Origin of the sequence: Streptomyces polygonati, from assembly GCF_042650325.1 — a bacterium.
Lineage (GTDB): Bacteria > Actinomycetota > Actinomycetes > Streptomycetales > Streptomycetaceae > Actinacidiphila > Actinacidiphila polygonati.
Genome location: NZ_JBHSBB010000040.1, coordinates 1 through 21,767, shown reverse-complemented (window position 1 = coordinate 21,767; position 21,767 = coordinate 1). Strand labels below are relative to the sequence as shown.

Genomic DNA, 21,767 nt, shown 5'->3' with positions numbered 1-21,767 from the left:
GTCGGGCGGTCCGAACTCGTCCGGCCGGCGGGGCGGTCGGAGGGCGTGCGAACGGCTCCGGTCAGTCGGGGCCGTCCGGCCGGTCCGGGAGTTCGGGGTCCGCGCGGTCGAAGCGGCCGGCGACGGCGTACAGCGCCCGGAGCAGTCCGTCGGCGGTCAGCGCGGCGGACGTGCCCGGCGGCACCGGGTCGGCGGTGATCGGCATCGCGCCCACCCGGGACCAGCGCAGCCGTCCGGCGCCGTCGATGAAGCTGCGCGAGCGGCCGGCGTTGTCCGGGTGGAGGCAGTAGGGGACGTCCAGATAGCCGCGGGCGAAGGCGGTCCGCAACGCGGCCCCGGTCTCCTTGCCCGTCCCGAGCACCGCTTCCACGAAGGCCCGGGCCTGCGTGTACACCTCGCTGTCGGGGTCCGGCGAGCCTTCGTCCAGCGGCTGTTCGGCCAGCGCGGCGGCGGCCGCGGTCTCCAGCGCCGTCACGTTCTCCCCGACGGTGGGGATACGCCGTGACTCCGCGGCCGTCTTCACGATCAGCCGCTGCGCCCCGGCCCGCACCGCGAGCCGCGCCGAGGCGCGCAGCAGCCGGTGGGCGCCGGCCTCGGTCAGCGGGTAGACACCCATGTAGGTGTAGAGCACCACATGCCAGTCCACGCCGGGCGGCAGGAACTCCGCGGCCAGCCGCCGCAGCGCCCGTACCGCTTCGATGTCCTGCGCCGGGGAGGTCTGCTGGGCGTAGCTGAGCGAGATCTCCCGGATCCCGTGCTCGGCGAAGAACATCCCCTCCAGCAGGCTGATCGCCACCAGGAGTCCGGGCGGGCAGAGCTGGCCGAGCATGCAGCCGCCGAAGGTCTCCAGGTGCGGCACCCGCGGCGCCGGCACGAGCCGTGCCAGCAGTTCGCAGCCACGCGCCCAGTTGTCGACCGACTCGGCCAGCGGGGTGCGGCCGTAGGGGAGGCAGTAGGAGACCGGGCCGCCCTCGGTGGCGTCCAGGCCGGCCGCCGCCAGGGCGCGGATGATGGTCTCCGGCCGGGAGGAGCCGTGCCGTACCTGGACCGGGAAGGACGCGTCGTGGACGCCGTCCAGCAGCGCGCGGGTGGTGGCGGTGGAGTGGGTGGCGATCGGATAGCCGTTGAGCGCCGCGCCTTCGGTGAGCGCGGCGCGCGCGGCGGCCAGGTCGCCGACCCTGGTGTAGCTGTCGATGGTCAAGGTGCCCACGGTGGTGGCCGCGGCGAAACGGGTGCGCTCCAGACCGCCGCGCATCCGGTGCGGCTGGCCGAAGCCCATCCGGGGCTGCACCACCAGCTGCCCGGCCGCCGCGGCGGCGGCGACGAAGCCGCCGAAGGAAGCGGCGGCGGGCGCGTTCACGCCGTGGTCCCGGCGGGCACGGCGGTGTGCCGCCGGCCGTCGCCCAGCGCCGTCACGAACTCCCGCAGCTGATCGAGGTCCCCGTCGTCGAAGACAGCGTCGCAGCCGGCCGCGAGCAGCCGCGCCGCGCGCCGCGGGTTCCGCTCGCCGGCGACCCCGAGCTTGCCGCCGATCACCACCCGGACGGCGGCCAGGTCGGGTTCGGCCCGCAGCCGGGTGACGGCGGTCAGTCCGTCGCGGTAGCCGTGGCCGTTGACACTGCTGATCACCACCAGGTCGGGCCGGTGCCGGCGGCAGCCGCGGGTCAGCAGGTCCGCCGGTACGCACGGGCCGAGATTGGCCACCCGGTGCCCCAGCTCCTCGATGAACAACTGGAGGTAGACCAGGTTCCAGGTGTGGGAATCCGATGCGGTACCGGTCACCAGGACCTTCAGACCGGGCTGGGCGAGCGCCATGTGATGTCTCCGGAAGTCGTCGAGGAACGGGGGGATTCCTCACTGCGTAGAAACGAATATAAGCGGCTGCCACCTCGCCGGGAGGAAGTTCCGGCGGCAGAAAGGCGGAAGCCGGAATGCGCCGCTCCGGGCGCGGGTGGCGGTTTTCCGGCGATGTCCCGGCACACGTCCGGAAAAAGGGAAAGGCCGTTTCCGGCAGCACGGCGAGTGCTGCCGGAAACGGCCTTCGGGACAGCGATCAGCTGTAGCTGGCGACCAGGCTGCTGGGGCGGATGTCCGTCCAGTGCTCCTCGACGTAGGCCAGCGCCTCGTCCCGGCTGGTCTCGCCGAACACGGCCGTCCAGCCGGCCGGGACCGGGGCGAAGGCCGGCCACAGCGAGTGCTGGTTCTCCTCGTTGACCACGACGTGGAAGGTGCCCTCGTTGTCGTCGAAGGGATTCGTCATTGTAATGTTCTCCTCGTGCTCGTCGGGAATTGCGGGGAAGTCGGGGAAGTCGGAAAAGCTGGGGGATCCGGGTTTTTCCTGGGATGTGCTGCCGGAATGTCTCACATATTCGGCGACAGGGCCGGCTCGTCGGCGTCGGCGCTCTGCGCTGTGTCGAGGCTCTGCAATTTCTCGGCCAGTACCCGTCCGATGTGCGCCATCGGCTCCGTCTCCGCCATGCGCAGATGCGGGCAGTCGATTCCGTGGTTCTCCACCGGACCGTCGATGAAGGGCGCCCATTCCTGGGCCAGGGAGTCGCCGGGGTCGAGCGGCTGCCGCGCGGTGAAGAACAGCAGTTCGGTGGCGACCCGGGTCGGGTGGTACATCGGCAGGATCTCCGCGTGGTCGAAGGAGGCCGCGATGACCCCCTTGATCTCCTCGTCGGAGAAGTCGGCCAGCACCATGTCGCGCCGCCGCATCCGCTCCACACCGGCCGCCAGGTCGAACGGCTTGTTGCCCCCGTCGTCCTGCTCGGCGAAGAGCACGTCCCGCTTGTCGGCCTCGGTGAGGCGGACCCGCTGCCGCTGCGGCGGCATCGGACGCACATCCATCATCGCGATCAGCTCGGCCCGTTCACCGGTCTTCGCCAGCAGCGCCGCGATGGCGTGCGCGACGGTGCCGCCGAACGACCAGCCGAGCAGCCGGTACGGACCCCACGGCTGCACCTGGCGGATCCGCCGCAGATACTCCTCGGCCATCTCCTCCACGTCCCGCGGCGAGTAGTCGGGCTCGCGCAGCGCCCTGGTCTGCAGCGCGTACAGCGGCTGGTCGGTGCCCAGATGCTGGGCCAGACCGGCGTACGACCAGCCGACGCCGGTCCCGGGGTGGACGCAGAACAGGGGCCGCCGGGTGCCGCGCGGGCTGAGCGGGAGCAGTACGCCCATCGGGTCGCCGGCCTCCGCTCCGTCGCCGAGCAGCCCCGCGGGGGTGGGGGAGCGGAACAGGTCGCGTACGGTCCGCTCGACGCCCAGCGCGGTCCGCATCCGGCTCATCAGCCGCACTCCGAGCAGCGAATGGCCGCCCAGCGCGAAGAAGTTGTCGTCGATACCGACACCGGGCACATTCAGGATCTCCGCGAACAGCCCGCACAGCACCTCCTCACGCGGGTTGCGCGGCCGGCGGCCGGACGGCGCCGAGCGCAGCTTGGGCGCGGGGAGCGCCTTGCGGTCCGGCTTGCCGTTGACGGTCAGCGGGATGCTCTCCACCAGGACGACCGCCGACGGCACCATGTGGGACGGCAGTTCGCGGCCGGCCGCGGCCAGGAACTCCGCCTCGGTGACGGAGGTGCCCGCGCGCGGCACCACATAGGCCACCAGCCGCTTGTCACCCGGCCGGTCCTCGCGCACCACCACCGCGGTCTGCCCGGCCGCCGGGTGCCGGGACAGCACCGCCTCGATCTCGCCGGGCTCGATGCGGAAGCCGCGCAGCTTCACCTGGCCGTCGGCCCGCCCGAGGAAGCGCAGTTCACCGTCCGGCTGCCAGAGCACCAGGTCGCCGGTGCGGTACATCCGCCCGCCGTCCGAGCCGAACGGGTCGGCGACGAACCGCTCCGCGGTCAGCCCGGGACGGCCGGTGTAGCCGCGCGCCACATGGGAGCCGGCCACGTACATCTCGCCGGGCACCCCGGGCGGCACCGGCCGCAGCCGGTCGTCCAGCACATGGATCCGGGTGTTGTCCATCGGCACACCCAGGTACACGCCGCGGAAGTCCCGCCGCCCGGCCGGGAACTGCTGGTAGTGCGAGGCGAAGGTGGTCTCGGTCGGGCCGTAGGAGTGCACCACGGTGGTGTCCGGGCAGTGGTCCAGCACCCGCTTCAGCGCCTCGGGGGAGGCCACGTCGCCGCCCGTCCACACCTCGCGCAGCCGCGCCAGCGTGCTCAGCCCCTCGTCGGCCATGATGTGGAACAGGCCCATCGTGAAGTACGCGGCCGTCACGTCGTAGGTCCGCACCGTCCGGTCGATCTCGGCGACATCGGTGCCGTCGCCCGGGGCCATCACCAACTGGCAGCCGTTCAGCAGCGGCACCCACAGCTCGTAGGTGGAGGCGTCGAAGCCGATCGCCGAATGCACCAGCATCCTGCGGTGGCTGGCCGGGCTCCACACCCGGTCGGCGGCCAGCTCCACCACATTGCGGTGGGTGACCCCGACGCCCTTCGGCCGGCCGGTGGAGCCGGAGGTGAACATCACGTAGAAGACATCGTCCTCGCCCACCGACACACCCGGAGCGCGGTCCGAAGTGCCGGGTGGCGGCGGGGAGTCGGCGGTCAGCACCCGCGTCCCGGCGGCGAGCTCGCCGATGACGGCCGGCGAGTCCGGATGACCGCCGCGGGTCAGCAGTACGGCCGCGCCGACGTCCTCCATCATCATCCGCACCCGGGTGTCCGGCAGCCGCGGGTCCACCGGCACATACGCGGCTCCGGTCCTGGCCACCGCCAGCGCCGCCACCACCAGGTCCGGCACCCGGTCCATCAGTACCCCGACCGCGCCGCCCCTGACCACCCCGGCCGCGATCAGCCGGTGCGCCAGGACATTGGCCGACGCGTCGAGTTCGCCGTAGGTCAGGGTGTCGTCCTCGTACGAGACGGCGATGCGGTCCGGGTCGCGGCGGGCCCGCGCGGCGAACACCTCGTGCACCAGGCCGACGTCGGTGAGCGGTGTCGCGGTGTCGTTGTACTCGGTGACCAGCAGGTGCTCCTCGGCCGCGGTCAGCAGGTCGATGTCGTCCACCGGACGCTCCGGCGCCCGGGCGACCGCCCGCAGCACCCGGGCCAGCCGCTCGGCGAACGACTCGGCGGTGGCCGCGTCGTACAGCTCGGTGGCGTACTCCAGCACACCGGACAGCCCGCCCGGTCCGCCCGCCGCGTCCTTGGTCTCCCACAGCGACAGCGTGAGGTCGAATTTGGTGAAGCCCGTCTCGAAGCCCACCGGGGTGCCGGCCAGCGGCGTGTCCTTCACCGCGGTGTCCTCGGCCGGATGGACCTGGACCATCACCTGCACCAGCGGGTGATGGGCGGTCGACCGCTGCGGGTTGAGATGCTCCACCAGCCGGTCGAAGGGCAGATCCTGGTGCGCGTACGCGGCCAGGTCGGTCTCCCGCACCCGGGCCAGCAGTTCGGTGAAGGTCGGGCTGCCCGAGGTGTCGCACCGCAGCACGAGGGTGTTGACGAAGAAGCCCACCAGCCGGTCCAGCGCCTCGTCGTCGCGGCCCGCCACCACGGTGCCGAGCGGCAGATCGGTGCCGGCGCCGTGCCGGGTCAGCGTGGCGGCCAGCGCCGCCTGCACCACCATGAACAGCGTGGCGCCGCCCGCGTGCGCGATCCGGGCCAGCCGCCGGTGGGTGTCGGCGTCGAGCGACAGCGGCGCCTGGGCGCCGGCGTGCGAGCTGTCGGCGGGCCGGGTCCTGGCGGCGGGCAGCTCCAGCACCGGCGGGGCGTCCGCCAGCTGCTGCTTCCAGTAGGCCAGGTGGCGCGCGGTCGCGCTGCCGGGGTCGTCGGCGCTGCCCAGCGTGCGGTCCTGCCACAGGGTGTAGTCGGCGTACTGCACCGGCAGCGGCTGCCAGCCGGGGGTCCGGCCGGCCGCCCGGGCGGTGTAGGCCTCGGCGAGGTCGTCCAGCAGCGGGTCGGTGGACCAGCCGTCGGTGGCGATGTGGTGGAGCAGCAGCACCAGGGTCTGCGTGACCGTGCCGTCCGTCCCGTCCGTGCCGTCCGTCCCCGGGGCGGCGGTCGAAGCGGCGGCCGGCGGACGAGCGTGTGCCGTACCGGCGCCGGTGCCCGCGCTCCCGGTAGCGGCCTCGATCAGCCAGGCCCGGAAGGGAATCTCGTCGGCCAGGTCGAAGACATGACCGGCCGCGGCGTCGACCGCCCCGGCCACCCGCTCCGGGGTGGTACGGACCACCTGGAGCTCGGGCCTGACACCGGTCAGCACCTTCTGGTAGGGGCGGCCGTCCGGCGCCGGGTAGACCGTCCGCAGCGCCTCATGGCGCCCGGCGACGTCCGCGAGCGCGTCGGCCAGCACCTCCGGGTCCAGCGGCCGGTCCAGACGCAGCGCGAAGGGGATGTTGTACGAGCGGCCCGGCCCCTCCAACTGGTCGATGAACCACAGCCGGAGCTGCGCGTACGACATCGGCACCCGCTCGGGCCGCTCGGCCGGGACCAGCGGCGGCCGGTCGTCGCTCACCGCCAGCCGGGCGATCCGCCGGGCCAGCGCGGCCGGCGTCGGCGCCAGGAACAGATCCCTGATCCGCACCTCCACGCCCAGCACCGTCCGGATGCGGTTCATCAGCCGCACCCCCATCATCGAGTGGCCGCCGGCGGTGAAGAAGTCGTCGTCGGGACCGATGCGTTCGGCGCCGATGACCTCGGCGAACAGCCCGCACAGGATCTCCTCGCGCGGTGAGATCCCGGTGCGGACCGCGACCGGCGCCGGCCCGGCGGCCCGGGCGGCCGCGGCCCGCTCACGGCGTGCGGCCAGTTCGCCGCTCTCCTGCTCGATGAGCAGGGCGAGCCGGGAGGGCCGCGCGTCCGGGGTGTCCGCCAGGGCGCGCAGCGCCCGCAGATACAGCTCCAGCAGCAGCTGGGCGGTGTCGTGCTCGAACAGGTCGACCGCGTACTGCCACCACACCTCGAGTCCGGCCGCGGCGCCCCGCGGGTCGGTGAGGTCCACACAGGACGCGCTGATGTCGAACTTCGCCGGGTCCAGGCCGGTTTCCATGAACCGCCCGCTGAAGTCGCCCAGCCCGACGCTGTCCTCGCCGTCGGCCCGTCCGCCCTGCGCGGTCAGCATCACCTGGAAGAACGGGTTGTGGGCCAGCGAGCGCTCCGGGTTGAGGTACTCCACCACCAGGTCGAAGGGCACCTCCTGATGGGCGTAGGCGGCCAGGTCAGCGTCCCGGACCCGCGCCACCAGTTCGGCGAGGGTCGCCACGTCACCCGACACGTCGGTCCGCAGGACAAGGGTGTTGACGAAGAAGCCCACCATGTCGTCGAGGGCGTCGTCGCCGCGCCCGGCGACCGGGGTGCCGATCGCGATGTCGGTGCCCGCCCCGGCCGCCGCGAGCGCGAGGGCCAGCCCGGTCTGCAGCACCATCAGCAGGCTCGCCCCGGTCCGCTCGGCCAGGTCCAGCAGCCGCCGCTGGACATCCGCGTCCAGCCGTCCGACCAGGGTGGCCCCCTCGTTGGTCGGCTCCGCTGGCCGCGGCCGGTCGGCCGGAAGATCGACGACGGCCGGCAGGCCCGCCAATGCCTCCCGCCAGTAGCCGAGTTGCCGATGTGCCAGGCTCTCCTCCCGGCCGGGGTCACCGAGCATGTCGTGCTGCCACAGGGTGTAGTCGGCGTACTGCACCGGCAGCGGCTCCCATCGCGGGCCGTGCCCGGCGGCGCGGGAGTCGTAGGCGGCGCCCAGGTCGCGCAGCAGCGGCGCCACCGACCAGCCGTCGGTCGCGACATGATGGAGCAGCAGCACCAGCACCGCCGTGCCGTCGCCCGGCAGCAGCAGCGTGGGGCGCAGCGGGAGTTGGCAGGTGATGTCGAACGCCTCACCGGTGAGGTCGGCCACCCGCGCACCGATGTCGGCCGGGTCGCACGTCCGGACCGCCAGCCGGGTCGGCGGATCCTCCAGCACGTGCTGGTACGGCTCCGCGTCCGCCGCCGGGAACACCGTGCGCAGCACTTCGTGCCGGGCCACGAGGTCCGCGAGGGCCGCCTCCAGCGCGTCCCGGTCGGGTACGCCGTCCAGCCGCAGCACGATCGGGGCGTTGTAGGTCGAGGACGGGCCTTCGAGCCGGTTCAGGAACCACAGGCGGCGCTGGGCGAACGACAGCGGCACCCGGTCCTCCTCGGGCAGCAGCTCCCCGTCGAAGTCCGCGACCAGGTCCGGCGTTTCGCGCGGCGCGGCGCTGCGCACCCGCGCGACGCCGGTGATCCGCAGCAGCTTGCGGTCGATCTTCCCCGAGCTGGTCCGGGGAAGCGCGCCGACCAGTCCGATCGCGTTCGGGACGGCGGCCGGCGGCAACTGCTCGCGGACCAGGGCCCGCAGCTCCTCGACGCCCACGCCGTCGGCGGCCACGAAGGCCACCAGCCGCTTGACGCCTTCGGCCGACTCCTGTGCCACCACGGCTGCTTCACGTACCCCGGCATGGCCGGAGAGCACCGATTCCACCGACGCCGGGTCGATCCGGTGCCCGTTGATCTTCACCTCGTCGTCGCGGCGGCCCCGGTAGCCGAGCTGGCCGTCGGGGAGCACCGTCACCAGGTCGCCGGTGCGATAGGCGCGCCGGCCCTGCCACTCGGTGAACCGGCGGGCGTCCAGCTCCGGCCGGTGGAGATAGCCGCGGGCCAAGCCGCCGCCGAGCAGGAGCAGTTCGCCGTCCACGACGGCCGCGCGAACGCCCGGCAGCGGCCTGCCGATCGGGATCGGACCGTCCTCGTAGCCGGACAGATCGGCGACCGTCGCGACGACGGTGGCCTCCGTCGGGCCGTAGGTGTTGAGCAGCCGCACCCGGTCGCCGGCCGCCTCGCACCACTGCGCCACCCGCTCCGGCAGCGCGGCCTCGCCGCCGATGATCACCGTACGCAGCGCGGACGGCAGTTCGACCGTGCCCGACGCCAGGGCGTGGGCCACCTCGTGCCAGTACGCGGTGGGCAGGTCCAGCACCGTGATCCCGTGCTGGACGCAGCCCGCCAGCAGGCCCGCCACGTCCAGCATGTCGTCGTCGCGCAGGACGAGGGTGCCGCCCGCGCCGAGCGTCACGAAGATCTCCTCGACGCTCGCGTCGAAGTGCAGCGGGGCGAACTGCAGCACCCGGTCGTCGGCGCCGATCCCGTAGACCTCGCCGGCGCCGGCCGTGAAGTGGGCCAGCGCCTCCCGGCCGACCACCACGCCGTTCGGCGTCCCGGTCGACCCCGAGGTGTAGATGACGTAGGCGGTCCCCTCCTCGACGCCCGGCCCGGCGAGGACCGCGTCGCCCGCGGCCAGCTCCTGCTCCGTGGGCGGGGCTGCCTGCCCGCAGGCGTCGGCCAGGATCGCGGCATTGCGCGCGGCCGGCGCGCCCGGGTCGAGCGGCAGATAGGCCGCCCCCGTCCGCAGCACCGCCAGCAGCGAGACGATCGCCTCGACCCCGCGCTGCCGGTGCACGGCCACCAGCCGCCCCGGCCCGGCGCCCGCCGCCGCCAGCTCGTCCGCCCGGAAGGCCACCGCGAGCGCCAGCTCCCCGTACGTCACCGTGCGGGCACCGGCCACGACCGCGGGCCGCTCGGGCGCGGCCAGGCTGCGCGCGGCGATCCTTTCCGTCACCGGCGGCGCCGGCTCCACGGCCGGCCCCCCGTCCACTACGGCGGAGATGTCGGACGGGTCGTCCTCGCCCAACTCCTGAGAATCGTTCGCGGTCGGCGGCTGGCCGTTCGGGGGCATCGCGGTTCCTCCAGACAAGGGGACAATGGTGTGACGGAACTCCCGGCCCCGGCGCGGGCCTTGGCGGGCCCGGCCGCGACCGGCAAGCAGTGCGGGACGAAAACAGGGAGACCGCGCGCTTCCGTCCTCCCGCTCCGTGCTCCCAGGCTAGGTACGCGCCCCGGCCCCGAAAGGCACCCCGAGCGGCACCTTCGGCCCCCGGAGTGCCGCCGCGAAGTGCCGTTCGGCGCGTGGGCGTTGAACCACCGGACACCGGGTCCAGCAGACTGGGCGCAGGCGCGAACGCACGAAAGGCGGCCCGATGTCCTTGTCCTCCGAGTTCCGGGGTTTCGATCTGACGCGGCACGGTTACGACCGCGGCGAGGTCGACCGCTACCTCGACTACCTCGACCACCTCGGCTCCCTCGGCCAGGGCGCGGCGGCGCGACCGCCGCAGTTCCGGACCCGGGGGAGGGGCTACGACCGCGACCAGGTGGACGCGCGGATCGCGGAACTGCTGGCACGGGCGCAGCCCGCCGAGTGACCGGTCGCGCCGGGAGCCCGCCGTAACCGCCCTCCACCCGGGAGGTGTTGAGGCCGCGGGGCAGTCGTGCGGCACCCGCTGGAGTTCATCGGGGGGAGGCGGTGTCCGGTCCGCGCGTTCGGGCCGAGCCGCGTGCGGCCTGTATGCCGCACGGTGCGGGCACGGCGCCGCCGGGTGCCAGTAGTCGCCGACGCCGCCGACCCCGATCGCTCTGCGGCGGTGGGCGGGCCGGCCTCCGCGTCGCCTCCCGGCCTGGGCGGGGTCCTGGCGCGGCGGGAGGTCGGCGGGCCCTGCTCCGTGGCGGATCGAGTACGCGCGGATCTGCCGGACCGACCGGGAGCGAGCGGTATGAGGACACGGCGGCAGTCGGAGCTGCCGCGCTATCCGGTGGTGGGCGAGCATCGCCCGGCGCCAAGTCGTCGCCGACGCCGACGCCGTCACCCAGACCGGTCCGGGCCGGTTGACCGGCGGTCCCCGCGTCGGACACGCGAACGAACCGCCGTGCTGCGAACCCGCGCAGGGCCCGGCCGGCGGGAGGCCGGCCGGGCCCTGGTCCGGAGCGGAGCGACTACGCGCGCATCCGGCTGCCCCCGCTGGTGCGGCGGCGCAGGGTCGGGCGGAGTGGCGGCGGAGTCGGGGGAATGGGGGCGTCGGACTCGGAGAGGGTCGCCGCCGTGAGCCACTGGGCGAGGGTCGAGACGGTGGGATGGCGGAAGACATCGCGCAGGGTGATGTCCTGGCCGAGCTCCGCCCGGACCCGGTTGACCAGGCGGACCGCGAGCAGGGAGTGGCCGCCGACCCGGAAGAAGTTGTCGTCGGTCCCGATCTTCTTGCCGTCGAGCACCTCACTGAACAGCCGGGACAGCGGCTCTTCCCAGCGGTCGCCCGGCCGCTCCGACGTTCCGGTCCCGGTGTCGGTGGGGGCGCTGCCCGGAGCGGGCAGCGCCCGGTCATCGAGGCGGCCGTCGGCGCGGACCGGCAGCGCGGTGAGGCGCACCACCGCCGAGGGGACGAGGTAGTCCGGCAGCCGTTCGGCGAGCCAGGTCTGCACCTCGGCCTCCCCGATGGGCAGCTGCCCGGCCGGCACCACGTAGGCGACCGGTCGCGGCTCCGTCCCGTCGCCGGGGCGGATCAGCACGGCCGCCTCCGCCACCGCCGGGTGCTCGGTGAGCTCCCGCTCGACCCGTACGGTGTCCATCCGGTAGCCGCCGACCACCGGACCGTCGGTGGGGCCGACCGGCAGCAGCCGGCCCGCGGCGTCCAGCACCGCGCGCTTGCCCGTACGGACCATCAGGCCGCCGGGCCGCCCGAAAGGATCAGGCACATACACCCGGGCCGTCCGGCCGGGCCGGGCCGGGAAGCCGTCGCCCGGCGACGACCCGCGCACGTACAGATCGCCCGGCACTCCGGCGGGCACCGGCCTCAGCGACCGGTCGAGCACCAGATGGCCGCCGCCGGAGGCGGGCAGCGCGCTCAGCGGCCGTACCGCGCCCAGCACGCAGCCGGCACCGCTCAGCAGGCCGTCCCACAGCGCCCGGACGAATGCCTCCGCGCCGACCGCGGTGTCCACCACCCGGCGCTCCGGTCGGCGGACGACCGCGCCGCTCAGTGTGCGATGGGTGATCCGGACCGCGTGGAGCGAGCCGTCGTCGTCCACCGCGAGGCTGACCGCCGCGGCGTCCAGCGGGTGGACGGCCGGCAGCCGCGGCCCGGCGAACTGCCCGGGCTCCGCGCGTTCCAGCCGCTCCAGACGCAGCACCGGCAGCAGCCGTCCCGCGCCCGACCTGCGCTCCAGCGCGCGCCGGGTGAGCAGCGCGGCGCAGCCCAGCGCGGTCAGCGCCTCCGCCGTGTCCCCGTCCGGGTCCAGCAGAGCGGGCGCGGCGCCGCACTTGAGCACGGCCAAGGCCGCCGCGACCTGCCGTGGACCGCGTTCGAGCAGCATACCGACCACGTCGTCGGCCCGGACGCCCTCCCGCAGCAGGCCGCGCGCCAACGCCGTCGCGCGCGCGTCGAGTTCGGCGTAGGTGAGGGCGTCATCGCCGCAGCTCACGGCTGTCCGGTCCGGGGTCCGGCGTGCCAGGTCCGCGAAGACCTCGTGCACCGGCCGTCCGGGGCCGTACGGAAGGGGGGCCGGCGCCGCGCCGCCGTAGTCCACGTCCTCGATCCGCGCCGCCGGGTCGGCGGCCACGGCCCGCAGGGTGATGACCAGCCGCTCGGCGAGCAGCCGGGCCGTCGCGGCGTCGAAGAGATCGGTGGCGTACTCCAGCACCCCGGCCACTCCGCCCGCCGCACCCGCCGCGTCGCGTGTCTCGGTCAGCGCGAAGGTCAGATCGGCCTTGGCGCTGTCCGCGCCGACCGGAAGCTGGACGCCCGCCAGCGGGGACCCGGGGTCGGCGGCCGGCCCGGCGGCCTGCACTTGGAGCATGACCTGCACCAGCGGGTGGTGGGCCGAGGAGCGGTGCGGGCTGAGGTGCTCCACCAGCCGGTCGAAGGGCACGTCCTGGTTGCTGTAGGCGGCCAGGTCGGTGTCCCGCACCCGTCGGACGAGATCGGCGAACTCCGGGTTGCCGCTCGTGTCGGTGCGCAGCACAAGGGTGTTGACGAAGAAGCCGACGAGCGGGCTGAGCGCGTCGTCCCCGCGCCCGGCGACGGTGGTGCCCAGCGCCACGTCCGTGCCCGCTCCGTGCCGGGTCAGCAGGGCGGCCAACGCCGCCTGGACCACCATGAACACGGTAGCGCCGCACGCCTGGGCGGTGCGGGCCAGCGCCTGGTGGGTGGCGGCATCCAGCTGGAAGGGGGTGAGCGCGCCCCGCCCGCTGGGCTCGGCCGGCCGCGGGCGGTCGGTGACCAGGTCCAGCACCGGCGGCAGGTCCCGCAACTCTGCTGCCCAGTGAGCGAGCTGACGTGCCATCAGTCCCCGGCCGCCGTCGTCCCGGCCGAGCAACTGCCGCTGCCACAGGGTGTAGTCGGCGTACTGCACGGGCAACGGCTCCCAGCGCGGGGCGTCTCCGGCCGCCCGAGTGGCGTACGCGTGCGCCAGATCCGCGAGCAGGCAGTCCAGCGACCAGCCGTCGCCCGCGATGTGGTGGAGCAGCAGGACCAGGGTCTGGCCGTCGCCCCCGTCGCCCCCGTCGCCCCCGTCGCGCCCGTCGCGCCCGCCGATATGCTCGGCCGGCTCGAACAGCCAGGCCCGGAACGGGACATCGGCGGCCAGGTCGAAGACGTGCCCGGCGGCCTCGTCCACGGCCGCCGCCAGCCGCCTCGCCCCGATCCGCTCCACCACGAGCGACGGGCGGACGCCGTCCAGCACCCGCTGGTACGGCTCGCCGTCCAGCACCGGATAGACGGTCCGCAGCACCTCGTGCCGCGCGGCGACATCGGCCAGCGCCTCGCCGAGCGTCGCCGGGTCCAGCGGGCGGCGCAGACGGCGGACGACCGCGATGTTGTAGGTGGCCCCGGGGCCCTCCAACTGGTTGACGAACCACAGGCGGCGCTGGGCGTACGACAGCGGCACCCGCTCCGGGCGCTCACCGGGCGGCAGCGCCCGCAGCGGCGGCCGGGCGGCGGCCGCGGGGTCCTGCCGCCCGATCCGCTCGTGCAGGCCGGCCGGGGTGGGGAACAGGAACAGGTCACGGATGCCGACCTCGGCGCCGAGCACCGTACGGATCCGGTTGACCAGCTTGCTGGCGAGCAGCGAATGGCCGCCGGAGCGGAAGAAGTTGTCGTCAGGACCCATGGCGTCGCGGTCCAGCACCTCGGCGAACAGCCCGCACAGGATCTCCTCGCGCGGTGAGACCCCGGAGCGGGCCGCAGCACCGGCTGGGGCCGGCGCGGCTGCCGTTTCGGCGGCGGCTGCGCGGGCGGCGGCCAACCGCCGGCGGCGCTCGGCAAGACCGCGGGCCTCTTCCTCGGTGGGCGGGACGAGACCGCTGACCGGCGCGTCCGGGTCGGCGGCCGAGAACGCCTCCAGCGCCCGGACGAACAGGCCGAGCAGCAGCCCGGCGGTCTCCTCGTCGAACAGGTCGACCGCGTACTGCACACCGGGTTCGAGCCCGTCCGGCTGCCCGTCCGGCGTGTACCTCTCGGCGCAGTGGAAGGTGAGGTCGAACTTCGCCGCGGCCAGGTCGGTGGAGGTGAGCCGCGCGGTGCGGCCACCCAACACCACTGCGTCGGCGGTCTCTTGCTGGTGCGTCAGCATCACCTGGAAGAAGGGGTGCTGGCCGAGCGCGCGGTCCGGGTTGAGGGCCTCCACCAGCAGGTCGAACGGCAGATCCTCGTTGGCGTAGGCCGCCAGGTCGGCCTCACGGACCCGCTCGATCAGCGTCCGGATCGACGGTTCACCGGTCATGTCGGTCCGCAGCACCAGGGTGTTGACGAACAGGCCGGCCAGGTCGTGCAGATCCTGGTGGGGGCGGCCGGCGACCGGAGTGCCGATGGCGAGGTCGTCGCCCGCTCCGGCCGCCGACAAGGCGGTGGCCAGTGCGGAGCGCAGCACCATGAACAGCGTGGTCCGGCCGGCCCGGGACAGCGCCAGCAGTCCGCTGTGTGCCGCGGCGTCCAGCGAAGGCGCGGTCAGGGTGGCACCGCGCCCGCTGGGCTCGGTCGGCCGCAGCCGGTCGGCGGGCAGGTCGGTGACCGGCGGCAGGCCGTCCAACGCCGTGCGCCAGTAGTCGAGTTGGCGCGCGGTCCGGCTGTCGCCGTCCGCCGCCGATCCCAGCACCGCCTGCTGCCAGAGGGTGTAGTCGGCGTACTGGACCGGCAGCGGGGAGAGGTCGGGTTCCCGGCCCGTCGCCCGGGCCGCGTAGCCGCGCGCCAGGTCGGCCAGCAGCGGCCCGGTGGACCAGCCGTCGGCGGCGATGTGGTGGACGAGCAGCACCAGCGTCTGGCCACGGCCCGTCCCGGGGTCCAGCAGCCAGGCGCGGAAGGGGATGTCGGCGGCCAGGTCGAAGACGTGCGCGGAGACCGCGGCGACCGCCGCCGGCAGACTCTCCGGGCTGGTCTCGATCACGTCCAGCGAGGGACGCACCGCCGTCGCCACCACCTGGTGCGGCTGCCCGGCCGCCGCCGGGTAGCGAGTGCGCAGCACCTCGTGCCGTGCGGCCACGTCGGCCAGCGCGTCGGCGAGGACGGCCGGGTCGAGCGAGCCGTCCAGGTGGAGCACCAGCGGGATGTTGTAGGCGCTGCCGGCGCCTTCGAGCTGGTCCACGAACCACAGCCGGCGCTGGGCGTAGGAGAGCGGGATCAGATCGGGGCGTTCGTCGGGCGTGAGCGCGCGCAGCGGCGGCCGGGCCGCCGTCGTGGCGTCCTGCTGCTCGATCCGGAGGTGCAGCCCGGCCGGGGTGGGCGCGAGGAACAGGTCGCGGATGCCCGCCTCCACACCGAGGGCGGCCCTGATCCGGTTGACCAGCTTGCTGGCGAGCAGCGAATGGCCGCCGGAGCGGAAGAAGTTGTCGTCAGGACCCATCCGGTCCCGGCCCAGGACCTCGGCGAACAGCCCGCACAGGATCTCCTCGCGCGGCGACAGCACGCTCTGGCCGGCCGCCGCGGCCGTCTTCTCGGCCGGCGCCTCCGCCTCCTGCGCCGCCCGTCGCTTCCTGCGCTGCTCAAGGCCCGCCGACTCGGCCGCGGACAGCAGCTCCAGCGCGCCGAGCCGTACCGCCGGACGCCCGGCGAACGCCCGCAGCGCCCGGACGAACACCTCCAGCAGCAGCCGCGCGGTCTCCTCGTCGAACAGGTCCACCGCGTACTGCACCCCGAGCTCCAGCCCGCCCGGCCTGCCGCCGGCGAGCTGTCTCTGCACGCAGGTGAAGGTCAGGTCGAACTTCGCCGCCGCCAGGTCCGCGTCCGCGAGCCGGGCGGTCAGCGGTCCGAGTGCGGTCACACCGGACCCGGCGGGCTGGACGGTCAGCATCACCTGGAAGAAGGGGTGGTGACCCAGGGAGCGCTCCGGGTTGAGGTGCTCGACCAGGAGGTCGAACGGCAGATTCTCGTGGGCGTAGGCGGTCAGGTCCGCGTCCCGCACCCGGTCCAGCAGTGTCTCGGCGGTCGGATCGCCGGACAGATCGGCGCGCAGTGCCAGGGAGTTGACGAAGAAGCCGACCAGGTCGTGGAGATCCTCCTCGGGCCGGCCCGCGACCGGGGTCCCGATGGCCAGGTCGTCACCGGCGCCCGCCGCCGACAGCGCGGCGGCCAGCGCGGCCCGCACCACCATGACCAGGCTCGCGCCGCGGGCCCTGGCCAGAGCCAGCAGCGCCTCGTGCTCCCCGGCGCCGAGGCCGGCGGTGAGCGTGACGCCGCGGTGGCTGGGTTCGGCAGGCCGGGGCCGGTCGGCCGGCAGCTCGATGACCTCGGGCAGCCCGGCCAACGCTTCGCGCCAGTAGGCCAGTTCCTCGGCGGCCACGGTGTCCGGATCGGCCGGGTCGCCCAGCATCTCGTGCTGCCACAAGGTGTAGTCCGCGTACTGCACCGGCAGCGGTTCCCAGTCCGGCGCCCGCCCACCGGACCTGGCCCGGTACGCGGTGTCCAGGTCCCGCAGCAGCGGCGGCACCGACCAGCCGTCGGTGGCGACGTGGTGCAGCAGCAGCACCAGGACCGAGGTGCCGTCGTCCGGCACGAACAGCTTGGCTCGCAGGGGCAGTTGTGCGGTGATGTCGAAGGTCTGCCGGGTGAAGGCCGACACGAGCGCGTCCAGCCGGCCCGGCAGGCAGTGCTCGACGGCCAGCCGGATGTCCGGCGCCTCCAGCACGCGCTGGTACGGCTCGGAGTCGGCGCCGGCCGGGAACACGGTCCGCAGGGATTCGTGCCGCGCGACCAGGTCACCGATGGCGGTGTCGAGCGCGTCCCGCTCCGGTACGCCGTCCAGCCGCAGCACGACCGGCGCGTTGTAGGTCGAGGACGGGCCGTCGAGCCGGTTCAGGAACCACAGCCGACGCTGTGCGAAGGACAACGGGATCACGGTGATTCTCCGGAGGTGAGCCGAGCGAAGTGGAGCGGGGACAGGGGGAGGCGAGGGGCGTGCCGCGCGGGCACGCCCCTCCGCGTCCCGGCGGGGCCGAACGGAGCGGCGGATCGGGCGGGTCCTACAGCTCCTTGGCCGCGATCAGCCCTTCGATGTGCGCGGCCAGGTCGTGCAGCCGCGGGTTGGCGTAGACCGCCTTGACCGCCAGCGCCACGCCCAGCTCGGCGCGGACCCGGGAGACCAGCTTGATCGCCAGCAGCGAGTGACCGCCGAGCTTGAAGAAGTTGTCGTCCGGGCCGATCCTGGGCGCGCCCAGCACGGTCTGCCAGACCCCGGCGATCAACTCCTCCACCGGCCCGCTGAGTTCACCGCTGGAGGCGGTGTCCGCCGCCGGAACGGCCGCCGGGGCGGGCAGCGCGGCGCGGTCCAGCTTGCCGTTGGTGGTGGTCGGGAAGCGGTCCATCGCCACGAAGGCCGACGGCACCATGTACGCGGGCAGTCGCTCGGCCAGCCGCTCGCGCAGAGCCGCCTCGTGCACCGCGGCGCCGGCCCGGTAGTAGGCGACCAGGCCGGGCGCGCCGTTCACGTCGTCCAGCAGCAGGACGGCGGCCTCGGCCACCTGGTCGTAGGAGGTGACGGCGGCCTCGATCTCCGGCAGCTCGATCCGGTGACCGCGCAGCTTGACCTGGCCGTCGGCCCGGCCCACGTACACCAGCCGGCCGTCCGGCAGCAGCCGGGCCAGGTCGCCGGTGCGGTACATCCGCCCGCCGCCCGGCTCGGTGCCGCCGGTGTCGGCCACGAACCGCTCGGCGGTCAGCACCGGTCGGCCCCGGTAGCCGCGGCCGACCCGGGGACCGGCCAGATACAGCTCGCCGGTCCGGCCGAAGCCCACCGGATTCAGCCGTTCGTCCAGCAGCCGCAGCCGCAGACCCGGCAGTACGGAACCGATGTGTGGCTGCTCGGCGGCGCCGTCGATCCAGCCCGCCGTCGCGTCGACCGTGCACTCGGTGGGGCCGTACAGGTTCACCGCGCGCAGCACCCCGGCGGCGGTCCGCTCGGCGATCCGCTCCCACAGCACCGGACCGATCGCCTCGCCGCCGACGAGCAGGGTCAGGGGTCGCGGCCCGCCGTCGGCGGACAGCAGGTCCAGCAGCGGATCGGCGTGCGACGGGGTGATGTCCAGGTCGGTCAGCGCCTGCTCGTCCACCAGCCGGGCCAGCAGTTCCGGATCGGCCCGGGTCTCCTCGTCGATCATCACCAGGGCGTCGCCGCGGCACAGCCGCACCCACTGCTGAACGGAGGCGTCGAAGGACGGCGACGCGTTCCAGCCGACCCGCCCGCCGTCGGTCACCGCGATGCCCGCGCCCTCCAGCTCGGCGAGCAGCGCGGACGCGGCTCCTCGGCTGATCTCCACGCCCTTCGGACGGCCGGTCGACCCCGAGGTGTAGATGACATAGGCCAGCGTGCCGGCCGTGACCGGCACCGGTCCGAAGCCGAACGCGCCCGCCGGGTCGGTGAGTTCGCCCACCGGCAGATGCGGCACGCCCGCGTCGAGCGGCTCGGCGGCACCATCGGCGGTCACGACGAGATCGGCGGCGGCGTCCGTCACCAGGTAACGGCGCCGTTCGGCGGGCAGCTTGGGGTCGACCGGAAGATACGCCGCGCCCGCGGTCAGGGTGCCGATGAGCGCCACCACCAGGTCGGCGCCGCGCGGCAGGCTCAGCGCCACCACGCTCTCCGGACCGATGCCCCGCGCGGCAAGGCGGCCGGCGAACCGGCCCGCTGCGGACCGCAGTTCGCCGAAGGTCAGGCTGCGGCCGTCCGCGACCACGGCCACCCGCGCGGCCGGTACGGCCGCCAGGCGGTCCAGCAGATCGGCGGCCGGTGTCGTCGCGCCCCGCAGGGCGCGCTCAGGAAGTACGGCGGTCATCCGGGATCACTCCCCGAACAGATCGGTCGAAGGGGCGGTCTCCGGACGGCAGTCGGCCAGCGCGACCGGCTCGCCCATGGCCACCAGGATCTTGCGGTCGCCCCGGTACGCCTCGCGGCCGTGCGCGCACAGGATGTTGTCCACCAGCATCAGGTCGCCGGCCTGCCAGGTCTCCCGCACCGTCACCCGGTCGTAGACCGCGTTGACGGCGTCCACCTCGGCGTCGGTGAGTGAACTGCCGTCTCCCAGATAGGTGTTGAACGGCAGGCCGCCCTCGCCGTAGGTCTCGACCAGCACCTCGCGGATGTCCGGGTCCAAAGTACGGCTGTTCCAGAACGCGAAGTGGTTGAACCAGGACTTCTCCCCGGTCACCGGGTGGGTGACGATCGCCGAGCGCCGCTGCCGGGTGCGCATGCCGTCGTCCTCCAGCCACTCGTAACCGACGGTGTTCTCCTCGCAGTACGCCTCGGCGACCGCCTTGTCGTCGGTGGCGAAGGTCTTGTACCAGGGCAGACCGGCCAGTTCGGAGTAGTTGCGCTCCAGCAGCCAGCCGGCCCGCGCGAACCGCTCGACGAGCTCCGGCGGCAGCAGCCGCAGCGCCTCGCGCATGTCGCCGACGGTGGTGGCCCCGCCCTCCTCGGGTGCGATCACGCAGCCGAAGAGCAGCACGCCGGGGAAGTCCAGGGTGTAGCTGTTCTCGTTGTGCAGCCGGATCGGCTGGATCGCCGGCAGATCCGTCGAGGAGAAGACGCCCTCCCCGAAGTCGGTGCGCGGGGTGGCCTTCTCCTTGTAGCCGGCGCGCCGCTCGATCAGCGCGTCACGGGCCTGGGCGAAGCCGGCGGCGTCGCCGACCGGCACCCCGCGCAGCAGCACGGCCCCGGAACGGTGCAACTCCGCCTGGATGGCGGCGCGATGGTCGGTCAGCCACGCGACGGCCGGCTCCAGGCCGTCGAAGTACGGGGTGTTGACCACGACGGGTTTGCCGGGCTCCCGTACCGGGTCGATCCCGGTCGTGGTGACGGTGGCGTGTGCGGTGGCGGGCATGGTGGGTCCCTCGCTCGAAGATGGACGGTGGAAAGGGATGGAGGAGATCAAGGAGGTGCGGGAGATACGGCAGAGCCGGGCCTGGCCCTACGGCGACGGGCCGGCGCTTCGGTAGGGCGGTCCGGCGGCGGCGCGGTCGGGCAGCGCCGCGCTCAGACCGCCTGCGGCTGGGCGCGGACGCCGTCCAGGACCGGGTTGACCAGCGCGAAGAAGGCGTCCAGCTGCTGCTGGAAGTAGAAGTGACCGCCGGGCAGGATCTCCAGCGCGAAGCCGCTGCGGGTGATCTCCGCCCAGTGCGTCAGCGCGTCGGCCGGCACCACCGGGTCGGAACTGCCGCCGATCACGGTGATCGGGCAGTCGACCGTGACGTCCGGCACCGCGCACCGGTAGACGTCGTCGATGGCGAAATCCGCGCGGATCGAGGGCAGGACGATCTCGCGCAGCTCCGGCTCGTCCAGGATGCCGTCGTCGGTGCCGCCCCGTTCCTTGATGGCGGCCACCAGCGCGTCGTCGTCGAGGGTCTCGGGCCGTACCGCGCTGGGATTGGGCAGGATCGGCGCGCGGCACGCCGAGGCGATCAGGGCACGCGGCGTACGACCGGCCGCCTGAAGCTTCCTGACCACCTCGAACGCCACCAGCGACCCCATGCTGTGGCCGAGCACCACCAGATTCCCGGTGTCGTCGGGCAGCGCGGCCACGACGGGCGCCGCCAGGTCGTCCATGCTCTCCGGCAGCGGCTCGGAGAAACGGGCGCCGCGCCCCGGGTACTGGCCGATCAGCAGCCGCACATCGGCCGGCAGATACTGCCGCCACTGCGCGTAGGCATGGGCGTTGCCGCCCGCGTGCGGCAGCACGAGCAGCGAGCCGCGCTGCTGCGGGGCGTCACCCGGGATGTTCCACACGACGTCATCGGGCTCGGGCGGCGGGCTCTGGGCAGGACTCATCACGGACTCCGTTCGTCAGGGTGCGGGCTGCGAGTGGCGCGGGCCCGCGAGGGGTGCGGGCGGTGTGTGGGGGGAGCCGGCCTCGCCGGCTCGGGGCGGCGCTCAGGGAGTGAGCAGCGCGCCCGCCTCGGTGCGTCGGCGCAGGGTGGGCCTGGCGCGCTTGGGCTTGGCGCCGCCGATGGCATCGGCGCTGCCCTGAAGGGCGACGTACGCGGCCAGCGCGGCCGGGGTGGGGTTGAGGAAGACGTCACGGATGGTGAGCGGGGCGCCGAACGCCGCGGTGACCCGCCCGGCCAGCCGGGCCGCCAGCAGCGAGTGGCCGCCGAGATCGAAGAAGTTGTCGTCGATGGTGAGCGGCACCGGGCTGGCCAGCACGTCGGTGAACAGCCCGCACACCACCTCCTCCGCCGCGGTCCGCGGAGCGCGCCCCTGGACGGCGGTGAACACCGGCGCCGGCAGCGCCCTCTTGTCGACCTTGCCGTTGGCGGTGAGCGGCATCCGGTCCAGCACGGTGATCGACGCCGGAATCATGTGGTCGGGGAGCTGGGTCCTGAGCCAGTCGCGGAACTCCTGCGGAACCGTCTCGCATCCGGGTGTGGTGGTGATGTGGGCGGTGAGTTGGGGGGTGTTGTGGTGGTTGGGGTGGGTGGTGATGGTGGCTTG

The 21,767-nt window shown here is 74.0% G+C and carries 10 protein-coding genes; 1 reads left to right on the top strand and 9 read right to left on the bottom strand.

Features of this window, described 5'->3' with window-relative positions; translation table 11 throughout:
• Positions 1-61 precede the first annotated feature (61 nt).
• The 4 genes from ACFO3J_RS32630 to ACFO3J_RS32615 form a co-directional block, all read right to left on the bottom strand.
• The gene (locus ACFO3J_RS32630) at positions 62-1,360 is read right to left on the bottom strand and encodes a methylaspartate mutase (protein WP_386437371.1); all 1,299 of its coding nucleotides are present in this window, start codon (positions 1,358-1,360) and stop codon (positions 62-64) included.
• Positions 1,357-1,815, bottom strand: coding sequence for a cobalamin B12-binding domain-containing protein (locus ACFO3J_RS32625; protein ID WP_386437368.1), 459 nt, complete (start codon positions 1,813-1,815; stop codon positions 1,357-1,359). Before ACFO3J_RS32625 ends, ACFO3J_RS32630 begins: the two co-directional genes overlap by 4 nt.
• A gap of 238 nt (positions 1,816-2,053) precedes the next feature.
• Complete coding sequence (locus ACFO3J_RS32620) at positions 2,054-2,260, bottom strand: MbtH family protein (protein WP_386437366.1); 207 nt, start codon at positions 2,258-2,260, stop codon at positions 2,054-2,056.
• Between the two features lie 101 nt (positions 2,261-2,361).
• Positions 2,362-9,705, bottom strand: coding sequence for an amino acid adenylation domain-containing protein (locus tag ACFO3J_RS32615; protein ID WP_386437364.1), 7,344 nt, complete (start codon positions 9,703-9,705; stop codon positions 2,362-2,364).
• Between the two features lie 301 nt (positions 9,706-10,006).
• Here ACFO3J_RS32615 and ACFO3J_RS32610 point away from each other — a divergent pair, with 301 nt between their 5' ends.
• A complete protein-coding gene (locus ACFO3J_RS32610) occupies positions 10,007-10,228 on the top strand; it encodes a hypothetical protein (RefSeq protein ID WP_386437361.1) in 222 nt (73 codons plus the stop codon).
• A 568-nt stretch (positions 10,229-10,796) separates the two neighbouring features.
• Here ACFO3J_RS32610 and ACFO3J_RS32605 read toward each other — a convergent pair.
• The 5 genes from ACFO3J_RS32605 to ACFO3J_RS32585 all read right to left on the bottom strand — a co-directional run.
• The gene (locus ACFO3J_RS32605; RefSeq protein WP_449343667.1) at positions 10,797-17,183 is read right to left on the bottom strand and encodes a condensation domain-containing protein; all 6,387 of its coding nucleotides are present in this window, start codon (positions 17,181-17,183) and stop codon (positions 10,797-10,799) included.
• A gap of 124 nt (positions 17,184-17,307) precedes the next feature.
• Positions 17,308-19,116 carry a non-ribosomal peptide synthetase gene (locus ACFO3J_RS32600; RefSeq protein WP_386437355.1) on the bottom strand — a complete coding sequence of 603 codons (1,809 nt, stop codon included), beginning with the start codon at positions 19,114-19,116 and terminating at the stop codon, positions 17,308-17,310.
• A gap of 6 nt (positions 19,117-19,122) precedes the next feature.
• Positions 19,123-20,160, bottom strand: coding sequence for a TauD/TfdA family dioxygenase (locus tag ACFO3J_RS32595; RefSeq protein WP_386437352.1), 1,038 nt, complete (start codon positions 20,158-20,160; stop codon positions 19,123-19,125).
• 152 nt (positions 20,161-20,312) lie between these two features.
• Positions 20,313-21,104 carry a thioesterase II family protein gene (locus tag ACFO3J_RS32590; RefSeq protein WP_386437349.1) on the bottom strand — a complete coding sequence of 264 codons (792 nt, stop codon included), beginning with the start codon at positions 21,102-21,104 and terminating at the stop codon, positions 20,313-20,315.
• Between the two features lie 102 nt (positions 21,105-21,206).
• A partial coding sequence (locus ACFO3J_RS32585; protein ID WP_386437346.1) for a phosphopantetheine-binding protein occupies positions 21,207-21,767 on the bottom strand: 561 nt, incomplete at its 5' end.

Coding starts and splice junctions, on each gene's coding strand:
- ACFO3J_RS32625 (WP_386437368.1), bottom strand. CDS start 1,815: ATGGCGCTCGCCCAGCCCGGTCTGAAGGTCCTGGTGACCGGTACCGCA.
- ACFO3J_RS32620 (WP_386437366.1), bottom strand. CDS start 2,260: ATGACGAATCCCTTCGACGACAACGAGGGCACCTTCCACGTCGTGGTC.
- ACFO3J_RS32615 (WP_386437364.1), bottom strand. CDS start 9,705: ATGCCCCCGAACGGCCAGCCGCCGACCGCGAACGATTCTCAGGAGTTG.
- ACFO3J_RS32610 (WP_386437361.1), top strand. CDS start 10,007: ATGTCCTTGTCCTCCGAGTTCCGGGGTTTCGATCTGACGCGGCACGGT.
- ACFO3J_RS32600 (WP_386437355.1), bottom strand. CDS start 19,116: ATGACCGCCGTACTTCCTGAGCGCGCCCTGCGGGGCGCGACGACACCG.
- ACFO3J_RS32595 (WP_386437352.1), bottom strand. CDS start 20,160: ATGCCCGCCACCGCACACGCCACCGTCACCACGACCGGGATCGACCCG.
- ACFO3J_RS32590 (WP_386437349.1), bottom strand. CDS start 21,104: ATGAGTCCTGCCCAGAGCCCGCCGCCCGAGCCCGATGACGTCGTGTGG.